The 17,521-nt window shown below is 61.8% G+C and carries 13 protein-coding genes and 2 pseudogenes; 6 read left to right on the top strand and 9 right to left on the bottom strand.

The features are described from left to right. Positions 1-17: 17 nt before the first annotated feature. The 6 genes from NJC38_RS04965 to NJC38_RS04940 all read right to left on the bottom strand — a co-directional run bounded on the left by NJC38_RS04965 (position 18) and on the right by NJC38_RS04940 (position 6,458). Complete coding sequence (locus NJC38_RS04965; protein WP_253111828.1) at positions 18-1,013, bottom strand: fimbrial protein; 996 nt, start codon at positions 1,011-1,013, stop codon at positions 18-20. Then, entirely contained in the window at positions 1,013-1,768 is a 756-nt protein-coding gene (locus NJC38_RS04960; protein ID WP_253111827.1) for a molecular chaperone, read from the bottom strand. Before NJC38_RS04960 ends, NJC38_RS04965 begins: the two co-directional genes overlap by 1 nt. Then, the gene (locus tag NJC38_RS04955) at positions 1,765-4,338 is read right to left on the bottom strand and encodes a fimbria/pilus outer membrane usher protein (RefSeq protein WP_253111826.1); all 2,574 of its coding nucleotides are present in this window, start codon (positions 4,336-4,338) and stop codon (positions 1,765-1,767) included. The genes NJC38_RS04960 and NJC38_RS04955 overlap by 4 nt, the downstream gene beginning before the upstream one ends. 125 nt (positions 4,339-4,463) lie before the next feature. After that, positions 4,464-5,219, bottom strand: coding sequence for a molecular chaperone (locus NJC38_RS04950; protein WP_253111825.1), 756 nt, complete (start codon positions 5,217-5,219; stop codon positions 4,464-4,466). 59 nt (positions 5,220-5,278) lie between these two features. Then, entirely contained in the window at positions 5,279-5,863 is a 585-nt protein-coding gene (locus NJC38_RS04945; protein WP_045482794.1) for a fimbrial protein, read from the bottom strand. 298 nt (positions 5,864-6,161) lie between these two features. After that, complete coding sequence (locus NJC38_RS04940) at positions 6,162-6,458, bottom strand: hypothetical protein (RefSeq protein WP_253111824.1); 297 nt, start codon at positions 6,456-6,458, stop codon at positions 6,162-6,164. Positions 6,459-6,856: 398 nt separating this feature from the next. Between NJC38_RS04940 and NJC38_RS04935 the strand changes: the two genes are divergently transcribed. The 5 genes from NJC38_RS04935 (at position 6,857) to NJC38_RS04915 (ending at position 14,821) form a co-directional block, all read left to right on the top strand. Beyond that, positions 6,857-8,014 (top strand): efflux RND transporter periplasmic adaptor subunit, encoded by a 1,158-nt coding sequence (locus NJC38_RS04935; RefSeq protein WP_253111823.1) that lies wholly within the window; start codon positions 6,857-6,859, stop codon positions 8,012-8,014. After that, on the top strand, positions 8,011-11,127 hold the full coding sequence (locus NJC38_RS04930; protein WP_253111822.1) for a multidrug efflux RND transporter permease subunit: 3,117 nt from the start codon (positions 8,011-8,013) through the stop codon (positions 11,125-11,127). Before NJC38_RS04935 ends, NJC38_RS04930 begins: the two co-directional genes overlap by 4 nt. A gap of 10 nt (positions 11,128-11,137) precedes the next feature. Next, positions 11,138-11,815, top strand: coding sequence for a heavy metal response regulator transcription factor (locus tag NJC38_RS04925; RefSeq protein WP_045482806.1), 678 nt, complete (start codon positions 11,138-11,140; stop codon positions 11,813-11,815). Continuing rightward, positions 11,805-13,172, top strand: a complete 1,368-nt coding sequence (locus NJC38_RS04920) for a heavy metal sensor histidine kinase (protein ID WP_253111821.1) — start codon at positions 11,805-11,807, stop codon at positions 13,170-13,172. The genes NJC38_RS04925 and NJC38_RS04920 overlap by 11 nt, the downstream gene beginning before the upstream one ends. A gap of 140 nt (positions 13,173-13,312) precedes the next feature. Next, positions 13,313-14,821 (top strand): sensor domain-containing diguanylate cyclase, encoded by a 1,509-nt coding sequence (locus tag NJC38_RS04915; RefSeq protein ID WP_253111820.1) that lies wholly within the window; start codon positions 13,313-13,315, stop codon positions 14,819-14,821. A 46-nt stretch (positions 14,822-14,867) separates the two neighbouring features. On the opposite strand, the gene NJC38_RS04910 is transcribed toward NJC38_RS04915, so the two are convergent. From NJC38_RS04910 to NJC38_RS04900, 3 genes and pseudogenes are all read right to left on the bottom strand, one after another. Further along, on the bottom strand, positions 14,868-15,341 hold the full coding sequence (locus NJC38_RS04910; protein ID WP_253111819.1) for a PA2169 family four-helix-bundle protein: 474 nt from the start codon (positions 15,339-15,341) through the stop codon (positions 14,868-14,870). Positions 15,342-15,551: 210 nt separating this feature from the next. After that, a pseudogene (locus tag NJC38_RS04905) lies at positions 15,552-16,118 on the bottom strand (EamA family transporter); the annotation flags it as partial. A 6-nt stretch (positions 16,119-16,124) separates the two neighbouring features. Then, entirely contained in the window at positions 16,125-17,195 is a 1,071-nt protein-coding gene (locus tag NJC38_RS04900) for a transposase (protein ID WP_253111818.1), read from the bottom strand. A gap of 34 nt (positions 17,196-17,229) precedes the next feature. Between NJC38_RS04900 and NJC38_RS04895 the strand changes: the two are divergent. Further along, a pseudogene (locus tag NJC38_RS04895) lies at positions 17,230-17,421 on the top strand (transposase); the annotation flags it as partial. Positions 17,422-17,521 lie beyond the last annotated feature (100 nt).

Raw genomic sequence — 17,521 nt, 5'->3', positions numbered from 1 at the left:
TGCGTTGTCCGCCGCGGTCATTTGTAATACAAATCGATCATCACCTCAGCGGCAAACGGTCCCGGCACCGGCCGCGGTGTCTGCCAGATAAGCTGTGCATCGAAATCGACCTGGCTGGAGGGGGTTCCCTGCAACAGGTCGGTCAGGTGAAACGACTCGTTGTAGCGTAACGGCTGACCGTCGGCGGCCCGCACGATGCGAATCCCCAGTGAGGCATTGTTGCCCGGCACCAGCAGATCCTGCACCAGGCTGCCGGTGACCGGGCGAAACCGCGCATCGAGGCTGAACGGCGAATCACAGCTGCGATTGGTCGACAGGGAAAACGACCGCTGTTCAAAGACCTTGCCGACCACCACTTGCTTGATCGGCAGCTCGCCGAACTCCAGGCTGGCCGGGTAAACCTGCAATTGCGCATCGCAGGCAATGAAGCGCAGCCCGGTCAGATTGTTCAGCACATAACTGAGGCTATTGCCCGCCCCGCTCTGCGGACCACTCTGCGCGCCGAGCTGAAACACCCGGTAGTCCGGAATGTCCGCCGGCACGCCAGAGACCGGCGTCGCACCGAACTTCTGCACAAATACCGAGAAAGCCAGGTTGAAACGGACCCTGGGGCAGGCCTCTATGTTGGAGTCGCCCTCATGGCAGACCGGTAAAACCTGACCGGTGGCGATTCGCCCGGAAAAGTGATCGGCACCGCCCACGCTCAACCCCACGCGAATCCCTTGACCGACGTTCAGGTTATCGGGGTTCAAATGCACGAACACTTCCTGAGCCACCGCCTGCTGGTCTTCGCGGGCACATTCGATCAGGACGTTTTGGCGTTCGGAACGCCAGACCACCTCGCCATGCGGCAAGGACTCGGGAATCGCCACGGTACTGCCCAGATCGCCGCGCAGGACCGGCGCGCCGGAGCCCTGCACGCTGCACACCAGAGCAAAACAGGACGCCGGGCTGAGCAACGCCAGCAGTACAACGGCACGCAAGCGCCGTGCAGCAAAGAGATAATCGGACATCAGCAGTCTCCTGCCATCAATGGAGTATCCAGCAGCCGCGCACTGAAGGCGGCCTGGCCGGTCGGTTGTGCGCAGTAGCCGCGCCGACCGCCGTAGTCGGTCAGCGCCTTGAAGGTCAATTGGCGAGGTGCGTGCGGCGGCGGCGGCCAGTCGAAGCGTTGCCCCGGTGCGAGCAGCAGGTAGTCGCGCAACCCGCGGCCATCGAGTTGCAGATCCAGCAGCGCCACGTGAAAAGCCGTGGGGTTGCTGACCTGCAGACGCGCTCTGCCCGCCTGCTCATGGCTGAGTGACCAGCGCAATGCGGCGGGCGCCAGCGCCGGGTCGCCGGGTAAACCGGGCGGACGGTGGAACACGTTGATCCGCTGGCGCACCGCGATACTCAATTGCTGCCCGGCCTCGGAACGTCGCGGTATCTCCAGAACATAGAGGTGGACCAATGACTCACGGTCAGTCGGCATGCCCTGGCCCTGGTACAACACCCGTAATGGGTGCCGCCCCAGGCCAGGCAGGCGCAGCAGCGCCGGGGTCACGACGAAAGGTAACGGGCGGTCGGAGGCGACAGCGGTTTCATCGCTGCTACCCGGCAGCGCCAGCCAGGCTTGCAGCAGCACCTCCTGGTCGCTGCGGTTGTGTGCCTCGATACTCACCTCGTTACCTGCACCGAGGATCAACCGTGTGCCGAGCAACGAAACCGTGGCCTGGGCAGGCACCATCGCGCACAGGCCCCACAGCGCCAGCCAGCGTTTGAGGTTCATTGGCAGACCACCTTGAGTCGCTCATAAGCGCGCCGAGCATCGCGGGCCGGCAAGCTGAACGGCGCCGCGCAACGCTGGGTCGACCAGCGCACATACAAGGTGCCGCTGTCCTGTTCGCTGAGCACCAACGCCTGGCTGGTCGGGTCGACAGTCGCCAGCGTCCTGCCCTGCCCGTCCTCGACCGTGGCGCCCAGCGGCAGGCGACTGCCATCGGCGCGCAGCAGTTCGAACTGCACACGGCGCCCGAGTGCGGCCTTGAAACGCAGCACCGGCACCGCACCGCGAGTCGGCACCAGTTGTCCGATGGCATTGTCCAGGTCGACATCGGCACCCAATTGGCGGGTGTCCAGATTGACCCAGTTGGTGCGGTACGGCTGGGCATAGGGCAGAACCGCATAACCGTTGCCCGAGGTTTCGACCTGACGCCAGGACGCCAGGCTGGCGCCGCTGACCTGCGGGACTTCGATCAGCGCAAAGGTTTCGCCCAGCGCCTGTCCAAGGTTGAGCCCACCGGCATGCGCCACCAGCGAGCCGCTGGCCCCCAGCAGCAGGCTGCGGTAATCGCGGCCCTGACTGTAGCCGGCCTCAAAGCGGCCATAGGGTTTGAGGGTGTTGACCTTGGCGGACCCAAAGCTGCCGGAACGACTGTCATGCCCGGCCTGCACCGAGTAGAACGTGTCGCGTTCCTCCAGCACTTGACCATAAACCCCGGCCTGGGTGTTGTACTCGCCCTGGCTGTCGCGCAACGCATTGAACGACAAGCGCGATGCGCGGGCGCTATCGCCCAGCGGCAGCGTCACACTGAGCGAAAGCCGATTGTCGTCACGCCCCTCGCCAAAGCGGCTCCATGCCTGGGTCCGTTCCAGCGACAGGCTGTAACTGAGGTTGCGCCACACCGAGTTCCACGCCAGATAAGCCTGGCGAGTCTTGCCCGGCAGGTTCCAGTAACGCTGCTCCGAAGCCGTCAGGCTCAGGCTGGCGGTAAACTCAGGCAGGGTCTGGGTCAGGTTGACCTCCAGCCGGTCTCTGGCCCGGCCCACCAGCGCAATGCCGGTGCGCTCGTCCAGTTCCTCAACGTGCTGCCCGAGGCTGCGGTAATGCTCGGTGCTATAGCGATAACCGGCCACCGCCAGGGTCGTCGCGGTGGCTTCCAGGGTATTGGCATAACGCACCCGCAGGCTGTGGCCCTGACGCTGTTGGTCGTGCACCTGACTGGCCGAATGAGTCAGGTCAGCCGACACCGCGCCCACTGGCGTATTGACACCCGCGCCAAGATTGACGGCACGGTAATCTTCGGCCCACTGCACACCGCCAAAACCGGTGATCGCGTCATTCACGCCGTAGATCCACGCCGCGCCGAGAAAATTCGGCGCCTGCTCTGCGCCGTCGTAGTTATCCACTTGCCCGCCACTCAAGCTGTAGCGAAACGCTCCGCTGGGCAGCATGATCGGCAGCGAGGCATAGGCTTGAGTGAAGCTGCGGCGGCGCCCGTCAGCCTCGATGATGGTCACCTGCAAGTCACCGTTGGAGCCGCTGGGGTAGATATCGCTGATCTCGAAAGGCCCTGGCGAGACGTTGCCGCTGTACAGCAAAAAGCCGCTCTGGCGCACTTCGACTGTGGCATTGCTCTCTGCGGTACCGCGAATGACCGGCGCATAGACGCGCTCGCTATCAGGCAGCATGCCGTCATCGGACACCAGCGCTGCGCCCTTGAAACGCACGCTGTCGAAAACCTGTCCTTCACTGAAGGTCTCACCCAGGCTCAACTGGCTCTTGAGCGAGGTGATATCGCGCTGGGCAAAGGTCCGGTTGCTACGAAACCGGTAAGGCTGGTCGCTGCCATGCACCAGTGATGACTCATTACGCAGCCGCCAGGCCCCCAGGTTCAGACCGTTGCGCAAGCCCAGATACTGCTGTTCGCTGCGCTGACCACGCTGGCTGCGCGCGGCGGCATTGAAGGTGTAATTGACGAACCCGACGGTTTCGCCCTGATCCCATAGCTGTGGCGATACATAACCGCGACTGCTGCGCGCCATCAATGCCTGGGGCACGCTGATGTTCAGGCGCAGCGCACCCGGCTGGTAGTCGATACGGGCAAACTCGACCTGGCCACTGAGGTCATAACACGTCGGCTGCGGCTCCGGTACAGCAGGCAACTTCTGCAGGTCCAGGCCGAAGTCACTGAGCATCTGCAGGGTCAGGCAGGGTTCGACGCGACCGCTGCGCGGGCTGCGCACGAACTGAATGTCGCGCCGCCCGCTCAGGGCACGATTGACGTGAATATCGACCCGATAAGTACCGGGCAGCACGGTGCTGGAGCGCAAAAATTCTTCGAGGTCCGGCGGCTGGTCACTGCCCTGGATGAACGCGGTGTTGAAACGCCCCGCTTTGGTGTCCCCTTGGGGTTGCGCGGCCCAGGCACTGAACGACAGGCTCAGGCCCAGCCCGAAGCCGATCGGCAACGGATGGTGTGACAAAGACAGCCCGGCGACAGACCTGGCCAGGCGTTTGACCGGGCCGCGCAGCGCCCGGGTTCTGAATCCCTTGTTATTCTGTGTGAGCCATTCCATTAGCTGTTGTTCACTCTGCTTCAAGATAACCGGTGCGTCGCACTTCCCTGTTCGGCAACGAACACATGACAACCGAGCACTCGCAGACATCGAGGCTCAGCGAATAGGCAGCCCCATGGCCGCCGCTAACGAGATTCGAATTTGCTGGCCTGGACGCCCTCCCCACCCTGCAAGCTGGCGTGGTAAGTCTCCTGCCCGCCGAAATCATTGATGCTGATAAAGCTCAACTCCAGCGGCTGGCTGCCGGAACGCGGTTTGAGCGGCAAACGCCAGCGTTGCTGCGGCGCGAGCATCCGGCTGTCCTGGCTGAGCAGCGCCTTGCTGCCCTGGCGTACGCCGATGTTCAACATCGAAACGTGAAAAGGGCCGGGGTTGAACACCTCCAGCGCATCCTGCCCGATCAGTTGCCATTGCAGACTCTGCGCGGCCAACAGCGGATCGCCGCGCAGGCCGGCCGGGCGGAAGAACAGCTTGATGCGCTGGCGGATGGCAATTTGCAGGGTATTTTCAGCGGCGCTACGGGGAATCTCCTGAACATTGAGCCACAGCACTGATTCGCGCTCGGTGGGCAGCCCGCTGCCGGAATAGATCACCCGCAGCAGTTGCTTGCCATCACCGGGCAACGGCGCCAGCGCCGGGGTGACGATAAACGGCAGATCACTGAGGCCGGTCTGCGGAGTATTCACCGCAGGGTCATAAGGCTCCAGCCAGGACTGCACGAGAATCTCGCCGGCGCCACTGTTGTGCACACCGAAACTGACCTCCTTGTCCTGGCCCTGATAGATGACCCGCGTGGTATTGAGCACGATGCCCGCCTGGGCACTGCCCAGACACAGCAGGCCGGCGAGCAGCAGCGCGCCGCGCGAAAAAGAGAAGAACATGCTGACGGTTGCCTCGGTCAGGAAACGGCAGGGCGACCTGCATCGCCCTGCCAGTGACATCACTCGTAGTCCAGCACGAAAGGCATGAAGCCATCTGCGTTACCCGGATTGGTCGCCGTGCCGTTGAGCACGTACACCGCACCGAAGTCGAGCTGCGCCGTGGCGCCACCGGCGCCATCCTTGACCAGCGGCTTGTCGATGGTCTCGGTGCCGGAGAGGTCCATCAGCACACTGGAGCCGTTGATCAGACCAATGCCCACCCCATCGGCCGCGCCGGTGGTACGCAGCAGGGTCTGGTCGTTGTTGTCCAGGCCGCTGCCGTTGCGCGCGGCAAAGCGCATTTTGACGGTGTTGTACTGGTCAGCACCGGCACTGCAGTTGATCAGCAGCTGGATCGGCGTTGCCGTCTGTAGCTTGCTTTCACCTGACAGACCGATATCGGCAAACGACACATTGCCCAGATCAACATTGATTTCACCCGGCGCGGTGCCCGGGCTGACGCCCGTACCTGGCCCCACATCGCAAGTCATATTGGTCAGGGTACCGTTGAACACCAGCTTGCCGTTATTGGCAGCATTGGCTGTGCCTGTAAGACCCAGACCCAAAGCACCCCATACAGCCAGAGTCAAAGACAGTTTTTTCATGCTAACAACATTCCTTGTGTTATGGGTGCCACTGAACATACCGAGTATGCTCAGCGACACCCCTTATTCGTGTTCGCCCGCTAGTGGACGGCGCTCACTATAAGGTTTCACAACCTTATTAGCTGTCAGTTGCGTTCCTTTGGTTGGGAAGAACATTCTCTTGAGCTTGAACTCCATTTCCGTAGGACAATTCCAGTTATCTCTGCAGGCCGCCAATAGCAAGGCGCTCGACAAACAAGCGGTGATAAACCTTGCACTAACCTGTGCAGCCTGCTGTTTTTTAAAAGTGACCCGCAGGCTATTGATAGGTAACGGTCAACACCCCCCGAGACTCGGAAACCCGCTGTGAGTCCGGCTCAGCAAGGGGCTGAAAGTGGGTACTCACAGGCACTGCCTGAGCCATACAGGCATTGGCGACAGCGCCCGCCTCGACATTCGGCCCCGGACGCACCGGTACACGCCGGGTATGCTCAACCAGATGAGCCGCGAGTGCGGCGTCGACTTCACACGTAGGGTTAACCACTTGACCACGAAAGCCCAGAACACCCTGTTGTGCATAAACGTTAACCGCCCCCAGCGACAGTAAAACCATCATGACTGATCGCGCCAACTGTCTTTTCAAGTTACCTGAAACTGTCGTATCGGGTTGCATGATCCTGCTCCGTCTTATCGGGTTAACCCCATGAAGTTAAGTTGAACAAGCCCCCACCCGCCACATAAATAAAGAAAATTCTGTAGGACTTTTCCGCAGCAACTAATGCACGATCACTTACAGTTTTATTGCTTTAAGCATGCAGTTTCATTCGTGCCGTTAAAGCCTGTATCGCCATGAACTTAAAGCTTCTGAACGGAAAAAACCGGCACTGCTTCACAGCAAACGGCTTTGCTGACATTTCTGACAGGTAGCCGTCATTCTGCTGACCGGGTTGGCAGGTTATAAGAAACCCCTGATCATGCCGTCCGACCACTGACTTTCCTGGCGTCCTCCCCGACATGCGTAAATCGACCCGAACCGTACTGGCTGTTGCCGTCCTGGCTGCGCTGGGCAGCAGCGCCTGGCTGCTGACCCGTCCTGGTACTGTAAGCAAACCGCCGCTGGCCGCCGTACCGGTCAAAGTCATCGACCTCAAGGCCGAAGACGTACCGCTGTTCGTGACCGGCATCGGCACCGTGCAGTCGCTGCAAAGCGTGGTGATCCGGCCACAGGTCGATGGCATCCTTACCCGTGTGCTGGTCAAGGAAGGCCAACAGGTCAAGGCCGGTGACCTGCTGGCGACCCTCGACGACCGGGCGATTCGCGCCGCGCAAGAACAGGCCAGGGCGCAACTGGCACAGAGTCAGGCGCAGCTGGATGTCGCCCGCCTGGACCTCAAGCGTTACCGCGACCTGAGCCAGGACAACGGCATCTCGCGGCAGACCCTCGACCAGCAGCAGGCGCAGGTCTTCCAGCTCGAAGCCACGGTGCAGGCCAACAAGGCCACACTTGAAGCGGCCCAGGTGCAGTTGTCCTATACCCGCATCCAGTCACCGGTCACTGGCCGGGTCGGGATTCGCAACGTCGATGAAGGCAACTTCCTGCGGGTCAGCGACGCCAACGGGCTGTTTTCCGTGACCCAGATCGACCCGGTCGCGGTGGAGTTCGCCCTGCCGCAACAAATGCTACCGACCCTGCAAGGGCTGATTGCCAGTGATTCGCGCGCCCCGGTGCAGGCCTGGCTGGGCGACGATCAGAACGGCACCCTGCTGGGCCAGGGCAAGCTGAGCCTGATCGATAACCAGGTCTCGCCCAGCACCGGGACCATTCGGGCCAAGGCACGCTTCGACAACCCTCATCAATCGCTATGGCCGGGCCAGCTGGTCACGGTGAAAATCCAGACCGATGTGGCCCGCGATGCGCTCAAGGTGCCGCCGCAAGTGGTGCAGCGCGGCCTGGAGCAGCATTATGTGTTCCGCATCCGCGACAACAAGGCTGAAGTGGTTCCGGTCAAGGTTCTGTTCCAGAGCAGCGACATGACCCTGATCAGCGGCGCCAGCCCCGGTGACGTGCTGGTCCAGGACGGCCAGTCACGGCTCAAGGCCGGCACCCGGGTCGACGCCAGCGCCGCCCAGCCGCAGTCGCTGAATACCGTGCAGGCGGCGGTGCAGCCATGAGCGACAGCCCAACCCGCCATCAGCGTTCACTCTCGGCCTGGTGCATCGATCACCCGGTCGCCACCTTGCTGCTGACCTTCGCTCTGGTATTGCTGGGCCTGATCGCCTTCACCCGGCTGCCGGTCGCGCCGCTGCCGGAAGCCGAATTCCCGACCATTCAGGTCAGCGCCCAATTGCCGGGCGCCAGCCCGCAGACCATGGCCTCCTCGGTGGCCACCCCGCTGGAAGTGCAGTTCAGCGCGATCCCCGGCATGACCCAGATGACCTCCAGCAGTGCGCTGGGCTCGACCAGCCTGACCTTGCAGTTCGCCCTGACCAAGAGCATCGACACCGCAGCCCAGGAAGTTCAGGCGGCGATCAACACCGCAGCCGGACGCCTGCCGGCCGACATGCCCAACCTGCCGACCTGGCGCAAGGTCAACCCGGCCGACAGCCCGGTACTGATCCTCAGTGTCAGCTCCGGGCTGATGTCCGGCACCGAGCTGAGCGACCTGACCGAGACGCTGCTGGCCCGCCAGCTCAGCCAGATTGAAGGCGTCGGCCAGGTGTCGGTGTCCGGCCAGCAGCGCCCGGCCATTCGCGTCCAGGCCGCGCCGGAAAAGCTCGCCGCCCTCGGCCTGACCCTGGCCGACATTCGTCAGGCGGTTCAGCAGACCAGCCTTAACCTGGCCAAGGGCGCGCTGTATGGCAAAGACAGCGTTTCGACCCTGTCGGCCAACGACCAGCTGTTCGACCCTGAAGATTACGCGCAACTGATCGTCGCCTACCGCAACGGTGCGCCGGTTTACCTCAAAGACGTGGCGAAGGTGGTGCATGGTGCCGAGAACGCCTATGTCCAGGCCTGGTCCGGTCAGCAGCCCGGCCTGAGCCTGGTGGTGTTCCGCCAGCCGGGCGCCAATATCGTCGAGACTGTCGACCGGGTGCTGGGCCAGTTGCCGCGCCTGACCGCGATGCTGCCGGCTTCGGTGGAGGTGTCGGTGCTCAATGACCGCACCCGCACCATCCGCGCCTCGCTGCATGAAGTGGAACTGACCCTGGGCATTGCAGTGCTGCTGGTGGTCGCGGTGATGGCGCTGTTTCTGCGCCAGTGGTCAGCGACCCTGATCGTCACCAGCGTCCTGGCCGTATCGCTGATCGCCAGTTGCGCACTGATGTACCTGTTCGGCTTCAGCCTCAATAACCTGACCCTGGTGGCGATCGTGATTGCGGTGGGCTTCGTGGTCGACGATGCCATTGTGGTGGTGGAGAACATCCACCGCCATCTGGAAGCCGGCGAAGGCATGCGCGAAGCGGCCATCAAGGGCTCGGGGGAAATCGGCTTCACTGTGGTGTCGATCAGCTTCTCGCTGGTTGCCGCGTTCATTCCGCTGCTGTTCATGGGCGGTGTGGTGGGCCGGTTGTTCAAGGAGTTTGCCCTGACCGCCACCGCGACCATCCTGATTTCCGTGGTGGTGTCGCTGACGCTGGCACCGACCCTGGCAGCATTGTTCATGCGCGCGCCCAGCCACGATCAACACAGCAAGCCGGGGTTTGGTGAGCGCCTGCTGAGCCTCTACGAACGCGGCCTGCGCAAGGCGCTGGCTCATCAGCGCATCACCCTTGGGGTATTCGGCCTGACCGTGGCCCTGGCGGTGGTCGGCTACGTGCTGATTCCCAAGGGTTTCTTTCCGGTGCAGGACACCGGCATGGTGTTGGGCACCACCGATGCGGCCGGTGATATCTCCTATCCCGACATGGTCGCCAAGCACAAAGAACTGGCCAGAATCGTCAGCGCCGACCCGGCGGTCCAGGCGTTCTCGCATTCGGTGGGTGCCTCGGGCAGCAACCAGACCCTGGCCAGCGGGCGCTTCTGGATTTCCCTCAAGCCGCGCGGCGACCGCGATGTATCGGCCAGTCAGTTCATTGATCGGATTCGTCCGCAACTGACCAGGGTGCCCGGCATCGTCATGTACCTGCGCGCCGGCCAGGACATCAACCTCAGCCCTGGCCCCAGCCGCAGCCAGTATCAATACGTGCTCAAGAGCAACGATGGCGAGCAGCTCAACCTGTGGACCCAGCGCCTGACCGAAAAACTGCGGGAAAACCCGGCATTGCGCGACCTGTCCAACGACTTGCAACTGGGCGGCAGCATCACTCACATCGACATCGACCGGCGTGCAGCGGCGCGCTTCGGGCTGACCACTGCCGACGTCGACCAAGCCCTTTATGACGCCTTCGGTCAGCGCCAGATCAGTGAGTTCCAGACCGACACCAACCAGTACAAGGTGATTCTTGAGCTCGATGCCCGGCAACGTGGCCGCGCTGAAAGCCTGAGCTACTTCTACCTGCGCTCACCGCTGACCGACGAGATGGTGCCGCTGTCTGCCGTGGCCAGTGTCGGTGCACCGGTGATGGGGCCGTTGTCGATCAGCCATGACGGCATGTTCCCGGCCGCCAACCTGTCATTCAACCTGGCTTCCGGCATCGCGTTGGGCGATGCGGTGCGCATGGTTGAGCAGGCCAAGGCCGAAATCGACATGCCGACCTCGATCATCGGCACCTTCCAGGGCGCCGCGCAGGCGTTCCAGAGTTCGCTGGCCAACCAGCCGTGGCTGATCCTCGCCGCGCTGGTGGCGGTGTACATCATCCTCGGGGTGCTTTACGAGAGCTTCGTCCACCCGCTGACGATCATCTCCACGCTACCCTCGGCGGGGATTGGCGCACTGCTGCTGTTGTGGATGATGGGCCATGACTTCTCGATCATGGCGTTGATTGGCGTGGTGCTGCTGATTGGTATCGTCAAGAAGAACGGCATCCTGCTGGTCGACTTTGCCCTGGAAGCGCAGCGCAATCAGGGCCTTTCGCCCCACGATGCGATTTACACCGCCTGCCTGACGCGCTTTCGGCCGATCATGATGACCACCCTGGCCGCCTTGTTCGGTGCCCTGCCGCTGATGTTCGGGTTTGGCGCCGGTGCCGAGTTGCGCCAGCCGCTGGGGATCGCGGTGGTCGGTGGACTGCTGCTCAGCCAGGTGCTGACCCTGTTCACCACCCCGGTGATCTACCTGCAACTCGAACGCGTGTTCCACCGCCGCCAGAACGCCCCGGCCACTGGCCAGGCGCTTCACACCTGAGAGGTTGCGCATGCGCGTGCTGATTATCGAAGACGAACAGAAAACCGCTGACTACCTGCATCGCGGCCTGAGCGAACAGGGCTATAGCGTGGATCTGGCCGCCGATGGCATCGAGGGTCTGCACCTGGGTCTGGAGCACGACTACGCGGTGATCATCCTCGACGTCATGCTGCCGGGCCTGGATGGCTTCGGTGTGCTGCGCGCCTTGCGTGCGCGTAAACAGACCCCGGTGATCATGCTCACCGCCCGCGAGCAGGTCGACGACCGGATTCGGGGCCTGCGCGAAGGCGCCGATGACTATCTGGGCAAGCCGTTTTCGTTCCTTGAACTGGTCGCCCGCCTGCAAGCCCTGACCCGTCGCAGCAGCACCCAGGAGCCGGTGCAGATCAGCATTGATGACCTGCGCATCGATCTGCTCAGCCGCAAGGCCAGCCGTGCCGGCGTGCGTCTGGAATTGACCGCCAAAGAGTTTGCCCTGCTCAGCGTGCTGGCGCGCCGCCACGGCGAGATCCTGTCCAAGACCTCCATCGCCGAGCAGGTCTGGGACATCAACTTCGACAGCGACACCAATGTCGTCGAGGTGGCCATCAAGCGTCTGCGGGCCAAGCTCGACGGCCCCCATGAACATAAACTGCTGCACACCATCCGTGGCATGGGCTATGTGCTGGAAGATCGCCGTGCGGGCTGACTCCATTGCCCTGCGCCTGGGCAGCCTGTTCGCGCTGGTGGCCTTCGGTGTCTTCACCCTGATCGGCTGGGCGCTGTACCTGCAGGTCGACAAGCACCTGGACCTGCTGCCCGAGGCAGAAGTCGACGCACGCTATAGCGTGCTTGAATCGACAGTCAATCGCTTCGGCGACTTGCAGCACTGGAGCAAGCTCGGCAACAAGCTCAACCTGCTCAGCGAGGAGGATAAGCGTATCCGCTTCTGGGTGGTCAGCGATCATCCAGACTACGAGTATGGCAACCCCGACCCGCACATCCGCCGCTTCGCTCGCGGGCCGCTGGGCATGCGTGATTTACTGCTGCCCGGCCAGCGTTTCCCGTACAAGGTGCTGGTCAGCGAGTTTCCCGCCAAAGACCAGCGCCCGGCCCTGCGCTTTCTCACCGCCATCGACACCCAGACCTTCTGGCAGACCCAGCACTCCTTGGTGGTCGCGCTGGTCAGCCTGGCGGTGATCGGCATTCTGCTCGCCTCGTTACTGGGCTACTGGGTCGCGCGTGTCGGCCTGCGGCCGCTGACCAGCCTGTCGCTGGAAGCCCACAAGCTGTCGCCACCGCACCTGTCGGCACGCCTGCAACTGTCACCACTGCCGCCGGAACTGGAGCAGTTCGTCAACGCCTTCAACGCGACGCTGGGTCGGGTCGAACAGGCTTACTCACGGCTGGAGTCGTTCAACGCCGATGTGGCCCACGAACTGCGCTCGCCACTGACCAACCTGATCGGCCAGACCCAGGTGGCACTGACCCGTGGCCGCTCGGCCGAGCATTACTTCGAGGTCCTGCAATCGAACCTCGAAGAGCTGGAACGGCTGCGCTCGATCATCAATGACATGCTGTTTCTGGCCAGCGCTGACCAGGGCGGCAAGGCCAGTGAACTGACCCGCGTGTCGCTGGCCGAGGAAGTGGCGACAACCCTGGAGTATCTGGACTTCATCCTTGAGGACGCGCAGGTTGCGGTCCAGGTGCACGGCGATGCCAGCGTCCCGATCGAGAAGGCCCAGTTGCGCCGCGCACTGATCAACCTGCTGCATAACGCCGTACAGCACACCAGCGCCGGGCAGACTATCCGCGTCGCTATCGAGCGGCTTGAGCAACAGGTTCACATCGGTGTCAGCAATCCGGGGCCGGCGATTGCCGACGAGCATCTGCCGATGCTGTTCGAGCGCTTCTATCGGGTCGATGCCTCACGCAGTAACAGCGGCGCCAACCACGGTCTGGGCCTGGCCATCGTCAAGGCCATCGCACTGATGCACGGCGGCACGGTGTTCGTGACCAGCCGCGACGGAATCAACACCTTCGGTGTCAGCCTGCCGAACCGCTGAACGGCACTTGCGAAAAACGGCGGGTGATTGGTCTATTGATCGGCGGCGTCCTGCCGAAAACCTGATATACCGATAAAAAATCAGTTCCAGAGTCTGCGGCATGAACGGATCGCCGCCGCCCCTTAAGTCGAGTGGCTGCAATGAACGTACCTGCTGGCTGGATACGCTCCGAGCTTCTGTTGATCTGTGGCAGCCTGCTGTCATTGATTGCCATTCTGGGCATCGTCGCCTCATTGCTGATGCGCGAGCGCAACGACGCGCTGCTCAGCGCCACCCGGGCGGCGTCCAATATCGTACGGCTGATCGAAGCCGATGTGGTGCGCAGCGCCGAACTCTACGACGCCTCGATCAACGGGATGATCAGTGCCTGGCAGCATGAGCGCCTGCGCCAGTTACCCGACGACCTGCGCCATCAGGTACTGTTTGATCGTGCCGCAGCAGCGCCCTATAAAGGTGACCTGTTACTGCTCGACCAGAACGGCGATGTACTTGCCGACTCGTTGCCAGGCGCCAGGCGCGAGGAGAACTTCGCCGACCGCCCGTTCTTTAAACATCACCGCGACAGCAACCTGACCGGGCTGTACATCAGCCAGCCGTTCAAGGCCAGCTGGGGCTTCAAGGACTGGTGCATCAGCTTCAGTCGCCGCTTGTCGGGGCCCAACGGTGAGTTTCTCGGGGTGGCCGCCGCGGCCATGCGCCTGGCCTACTTCAAGCCGTTGTTCCGCAGCCAGTCGCTGGGGCCGGACAGCAGCCTGAGCCTGATGAATACCCAAGGTGTACTGCTGGTCCGTGAGCCGGTCGAGGACGATGAAGACCTGACCGGCACGGTGATGGCCGGCAACGCCAATTACCAGCACATTCTTGAGCTGCCTGAAGGCAGTTTCGTGGGCATGTCGGTAGAGCACCGGCATCGGCACCTGTATACCTTTTCCAGGGTCAGGGGCCTGCCACTGGTGGTGGTCATCAGCCAGCCGGAATCGGCCGTCTATGCCGCCTGGCAGCGCAATGCCTTGCTGGTCGGCAGCGCCACCGGCGTGCTGTGTCTGGGGATCCTGTGGCTGACCGTCCTGCTGCGCCGCGAACTGCGCCGCCGCCAGCGGGCGGAAAACATACTGGCCGGGCTGGCTGCCACCGATGCCCTGACCGGCCTGCCGAACCGTCGCCAGCTCGACCTGACCCTGGCCAGCGAGTGGAGCCGCGCACAGCGCTGCGGTGATCCGCTGTCGCTACTGATGATCGATGTAGACCACTTTCGCCGCTTCAATGAACGCCACGGGCACCTGGGCGGCGACAAGGCATTGCGTCAGGTCGCCCAGTGCATCGCCGGCAACGCACGGCGCGCCGGTGATTTTGCGGCGCGTTATGGTGGCGAAGAGTTTCTGCTGATACTGCCCAATACCGAGCGTCAAGGGGCGTTGGCCATGGCCGAGACCATTCGCCAGGCCATCATGACCCTGCCTGCCGTCGAGCATGATCAGCAGGCGATTACCGTGAGTATTGGTGTGACCACGGCAAGCGTCAGCAAGCATGACGACCTGAGCGCGTTCATCGACAGCGCTGACAAGGCGCTGTACAACGCCAAGCATCACGGCCGTAACCGGGTGGAATTTATTGATTACGCACAAACGCCAACCGCCAGGGCGGTTTAGCCGCTGGCGGTTGGCGTGATGGCATCCTTGCCGGTCAAACGTGCCGTTAATGATTGGCAGCGCGGACTTGATCGCGCAGTTCCTTGACCTTGTCGTGGTTGGCCTGGGCACCTTGCAACTGACGGTCGATCAGGCCGGTGACGTTAGCTGGCAGGGATTTTTCGACAGCTTTCTGACGAGCGTCTTTGTAAGCCTTGAGCGCAGCGTCCTCACCGCGCTCGACTTCGTTGAGAATGGCCTCATCGTCATTACTAGTGAACAGCGACTTCAAATCTACCCAGGCGCGGTGCAAAGTACCGCCGACGCTGGAAGAAGTCTCCGGATCGCCGCCCAAGGCGCGAACCTCGGCCTGCAATTCAGCTACGGCGCTGGCGCAATCGCTGGCACGGGTCTGAAAGAACTGCTTGATAGCAGGGTTTTTGATGTCTTCAGCGCTGGTCTCAAAGCCCTTCTGGCCATCTTTGCTGGTTTCGATCAGGTCGTTGAGCAGGTTGATCGATTCTTTGTTGATGTCAGTCATTTCACTCATCCTTCCTAGGCAGTTGATACCAATTGGGTGTGGCTGCCTGGAGAGTTGCATGGCCTGTGCCAGCTTTTTCGATTCCATTTTTATGTTTAATTTCAACTACTTAACAAAAAACCTGAAAAACCATGCGTTGCGTTCTGCATGAAGTTGCTTTTTGCCAGCATGCAGACTGCAAGTCTGGCTATCAGCCATGCCGAACAGTGATCAGGCCGTGCGCGTCAAGCGCTTGCTCAATGCCTGCCTGATCCGCTCGCCATACAAGCCCACAGCCAGACCGCAGACTATAAGCAGCACGGCAACCACCTTGATTGCCGAAAGGCGCTCGTTAAAGATCAGTGCCGAACCAAGCATGCCGAAGATCGGCACCAGCAGTGACAGCGGCGCCACCGTCGAAACCGGGTATTGCCTGAGCAGCGAGTTCCAGACCCAGTAGGCAAACAAGGTATTGGGGTACACCTGAAACAGGATCGACGACACGGCACGCCAATCCATTTGCGCGACCAGTACGCCATAACCCTGGGTGCCATTGACCCCGTAGTCGAGCAGCAACAGCGGGAGTGGCGCAAAGGCGCTGGACCAGACCAGAAAGGCAAACACTTGAGTCGTTTTGGCCTTCTTGATGATGATGTTGGCCACACTCCAGGCCAAGGCACCGAACAGCACCAGTGCCAGCCCGGTCACGCTGACCGAACCATCGGCAATGAAGATGATGCTCGACAAGCCAGCCAGCGCGATGACGATACCGGCCAATTGAAAGCGTTTGACATCCTCCCCGCCCTAGAGAGCGGGGATTCCTACAGCTAGACGGCGATGCCCCGCCGCGAGAATGTTCCGGGCCGCGTTTACATCACGGTCGTGGGCTGTACCGCAGCACACGCAAGTCCATTCTCTTATTCGCAAACCGGCTCTACCTTTCGGACTGCTGGTGGAAATGCTTCCACAGCACGAGCAGGTCTGGGTGGTATAGCGCTCGGCTACAACCTCAAAAACAACGCCTGCCCGTTGGCATTTCTGCTCCAGCATTGTCTTGAGTTGGCCCCATCCTGCATCAAGCGTGGATTTGGCCATTTGAGTCTTTACGAGTTTGGCGCTGGCTACATCGCCAACGAAAATGGCGGCGCAGCGCTCAACCAGGGCGGTTGAGAACTTGTGTTGCGCATCCTTGCGCCGGTTCCTGATCCTGGCATGGAGGGCGCGAACACGTGCCCTCTTGCCAGCACGCTGAGCGATGCCCAGCTTCTGCTCCAGGGTGCGATATTCGCGCCCGACCAACACCTGGCCCTCAGACGTTGTAGCTGCCGCTTTAAGGCCCAGGTCGATGCCAACTGCGGCAGTGCCGATACACGGCTTGCTTTCAACCTGCACGCAGATATTGAGATACCAGCGCCCCCTGGAATCTTCACTGAAGCTTCCGGCCCGTAGGACGTACTGGCTTAAACCATAGCTGTCCCACAGGCCAAACCTGAACCCGGCGAACTGAATCTGGCCGTCCTTGTATTGCAAGGCTCGCGCCTTGAACGGAATCCAGCCCAGGCTGTATTTGGGGCTGCTACTGCTGGACACCCGCCAATTGAGCCTGGAACGCTTGAACTGCTTGCGGGCCTTGGCGTAGTCCTCGCAAACCTGCTGCACGGTGGGCGAGCCGATCTGCACGCCGTCGCATTTGCTTAATCCATTGGTCAGCTTTTGCAGGTCAAAACCGGAGAGCCACTGGTGGCGTTCCCGGATGGCGCGATGACTCGTTTCATTGCAGTAGTTCCACACCATATTGACCTCGCGCGCCATCGCAAGCAGCGTTTTCGCGTGCTTGTCTTTGATTCGGAGCTTGAGGGTCCTGGTGTGGTTCATGGCATGAATTATGGTTTGGTCTTTCAAGCTATGGGTGGCGTTGTCGAATCGGGTGGCTTCACTCAAGAGGGTATCATCCAGACTGCTGCGTAAGCAGTTCGGGGATTTCCACCCCTGGCTCAAGCGAAGGGGTGTCCTTTGGTCGCCATCCTGCTTCGCCTCTAGCTGCGGCGGTGCGCCGATTGAAATCCTGCGCCAATACATCGAAGAACAGCAGACTCCCAACCAGGACGCCTGCGGCGTCCGCGCTCTCGACCTCGGGCTAAACCCCGAGGCTTCTCGCGCATATGGTGAACGGGAGAGCTGCAATGGCTCGTTTATGACTG

This window comes from Pseudomonas sp. 21LCFQ010 (assembly GCF_024129905.1).
Classification (GTDB): domain Bacteria; phylum Pseudomonadota; class Gammaproteobacteria; order Pseudomonadales; family Pseudomonadaceae; genus Aquipseudomonas.
Note: the sequence above shows the minus strand (reverse complement) of the source record. Positions and strands in the feature narration are given on the sequence as shown.

Bases quoted from the DNA above. Each gene is read 5' to 3' on its own strand.
- NJC38_RS04965 (WP_253111828.1), bottom strand. From the start codon at position 1,013: ATGTCCGATTATCTCTTTGCTGCACGGCGCTTGCGTGCCGTTGTACTG.
- NJC38_RS04960 (WP_253111827.1), bottom strand. From the start codon at position 1,768: ATGAACCTCAAACGCTGGCTGGCGCTGTGGGGCCTGTGCGCGATGGTG.
- NJC38_RS04955 (WP_253111826.1), bottom strand. From the start codon at position 4,338: ATGGAATGGCTCACACAGAATAACAAGGGATTCAGAACCCGGGCGCTG.
- NJC38_RS04950 (WP_253111825.1), bottom strand. From the start codon at position 5,219: ATGTTCTTCTCTTTTTCGCGCGGCGCGCTGCTGCTCGCCGGCCTGCTG.
- NJC38_RS04945 (WP_045482794.1), bottom strand. From the start codon at position 5,863: ATGAAAAAACTGTCTTTGACTCTGGCTGTATGGGGTGCTTTGGGTCTG.
- NJC38_RS04940 (WP_253111824.1), bottom strand. From the start codon at position 6,458: ATGATGGTTTTACTGTCGCTGGGGGCGGTTAACGTTTATGCACAACAG.
- NJC38_RS04935 (WP_253111823.1), top strand. From the start codon at position 6,857: ATGCGTAAATCGACCCGAACCGTACTGGCTGTTGCCGTCCTGGCTGCG.
- NJC38_RS04930 (WP_253111822.1), top strand. From the start codon at position 8,011: ATGAGCGACAGCCCAACCCGCCATCAGCGTTCACTCTCGGCCTGGTGC.
- NJC38_RS04925 (WP_045482806.1), top strand. From the start codon at position 11,138: ATGCGCGTGCTGATTATCGAAGACGAACAGAAAACCGCTGACTACCTG.
- NJC38_RS04915 (WP_253111820.1), top strand. From the start codon at position 13,313: ATGAACGTACCTGCTGGCTGGATACGCTCCGAGCTTCTGTTGATCTGT.
- NJC38_RS04910 (WP_253111819.1), bottom strand. From the start codon at position 15,341: ATGACTGACATCAACAAAGAATCGATCAACCTGCTCAACGACCTGATC.
- NJC38_RS04900 (WP_253111818.1), bottom strand. From the start codon at position 17,195: ATGAACCACACCAGGACCCTCAAGCTCCGAATCAAAGACAAGCACGCG.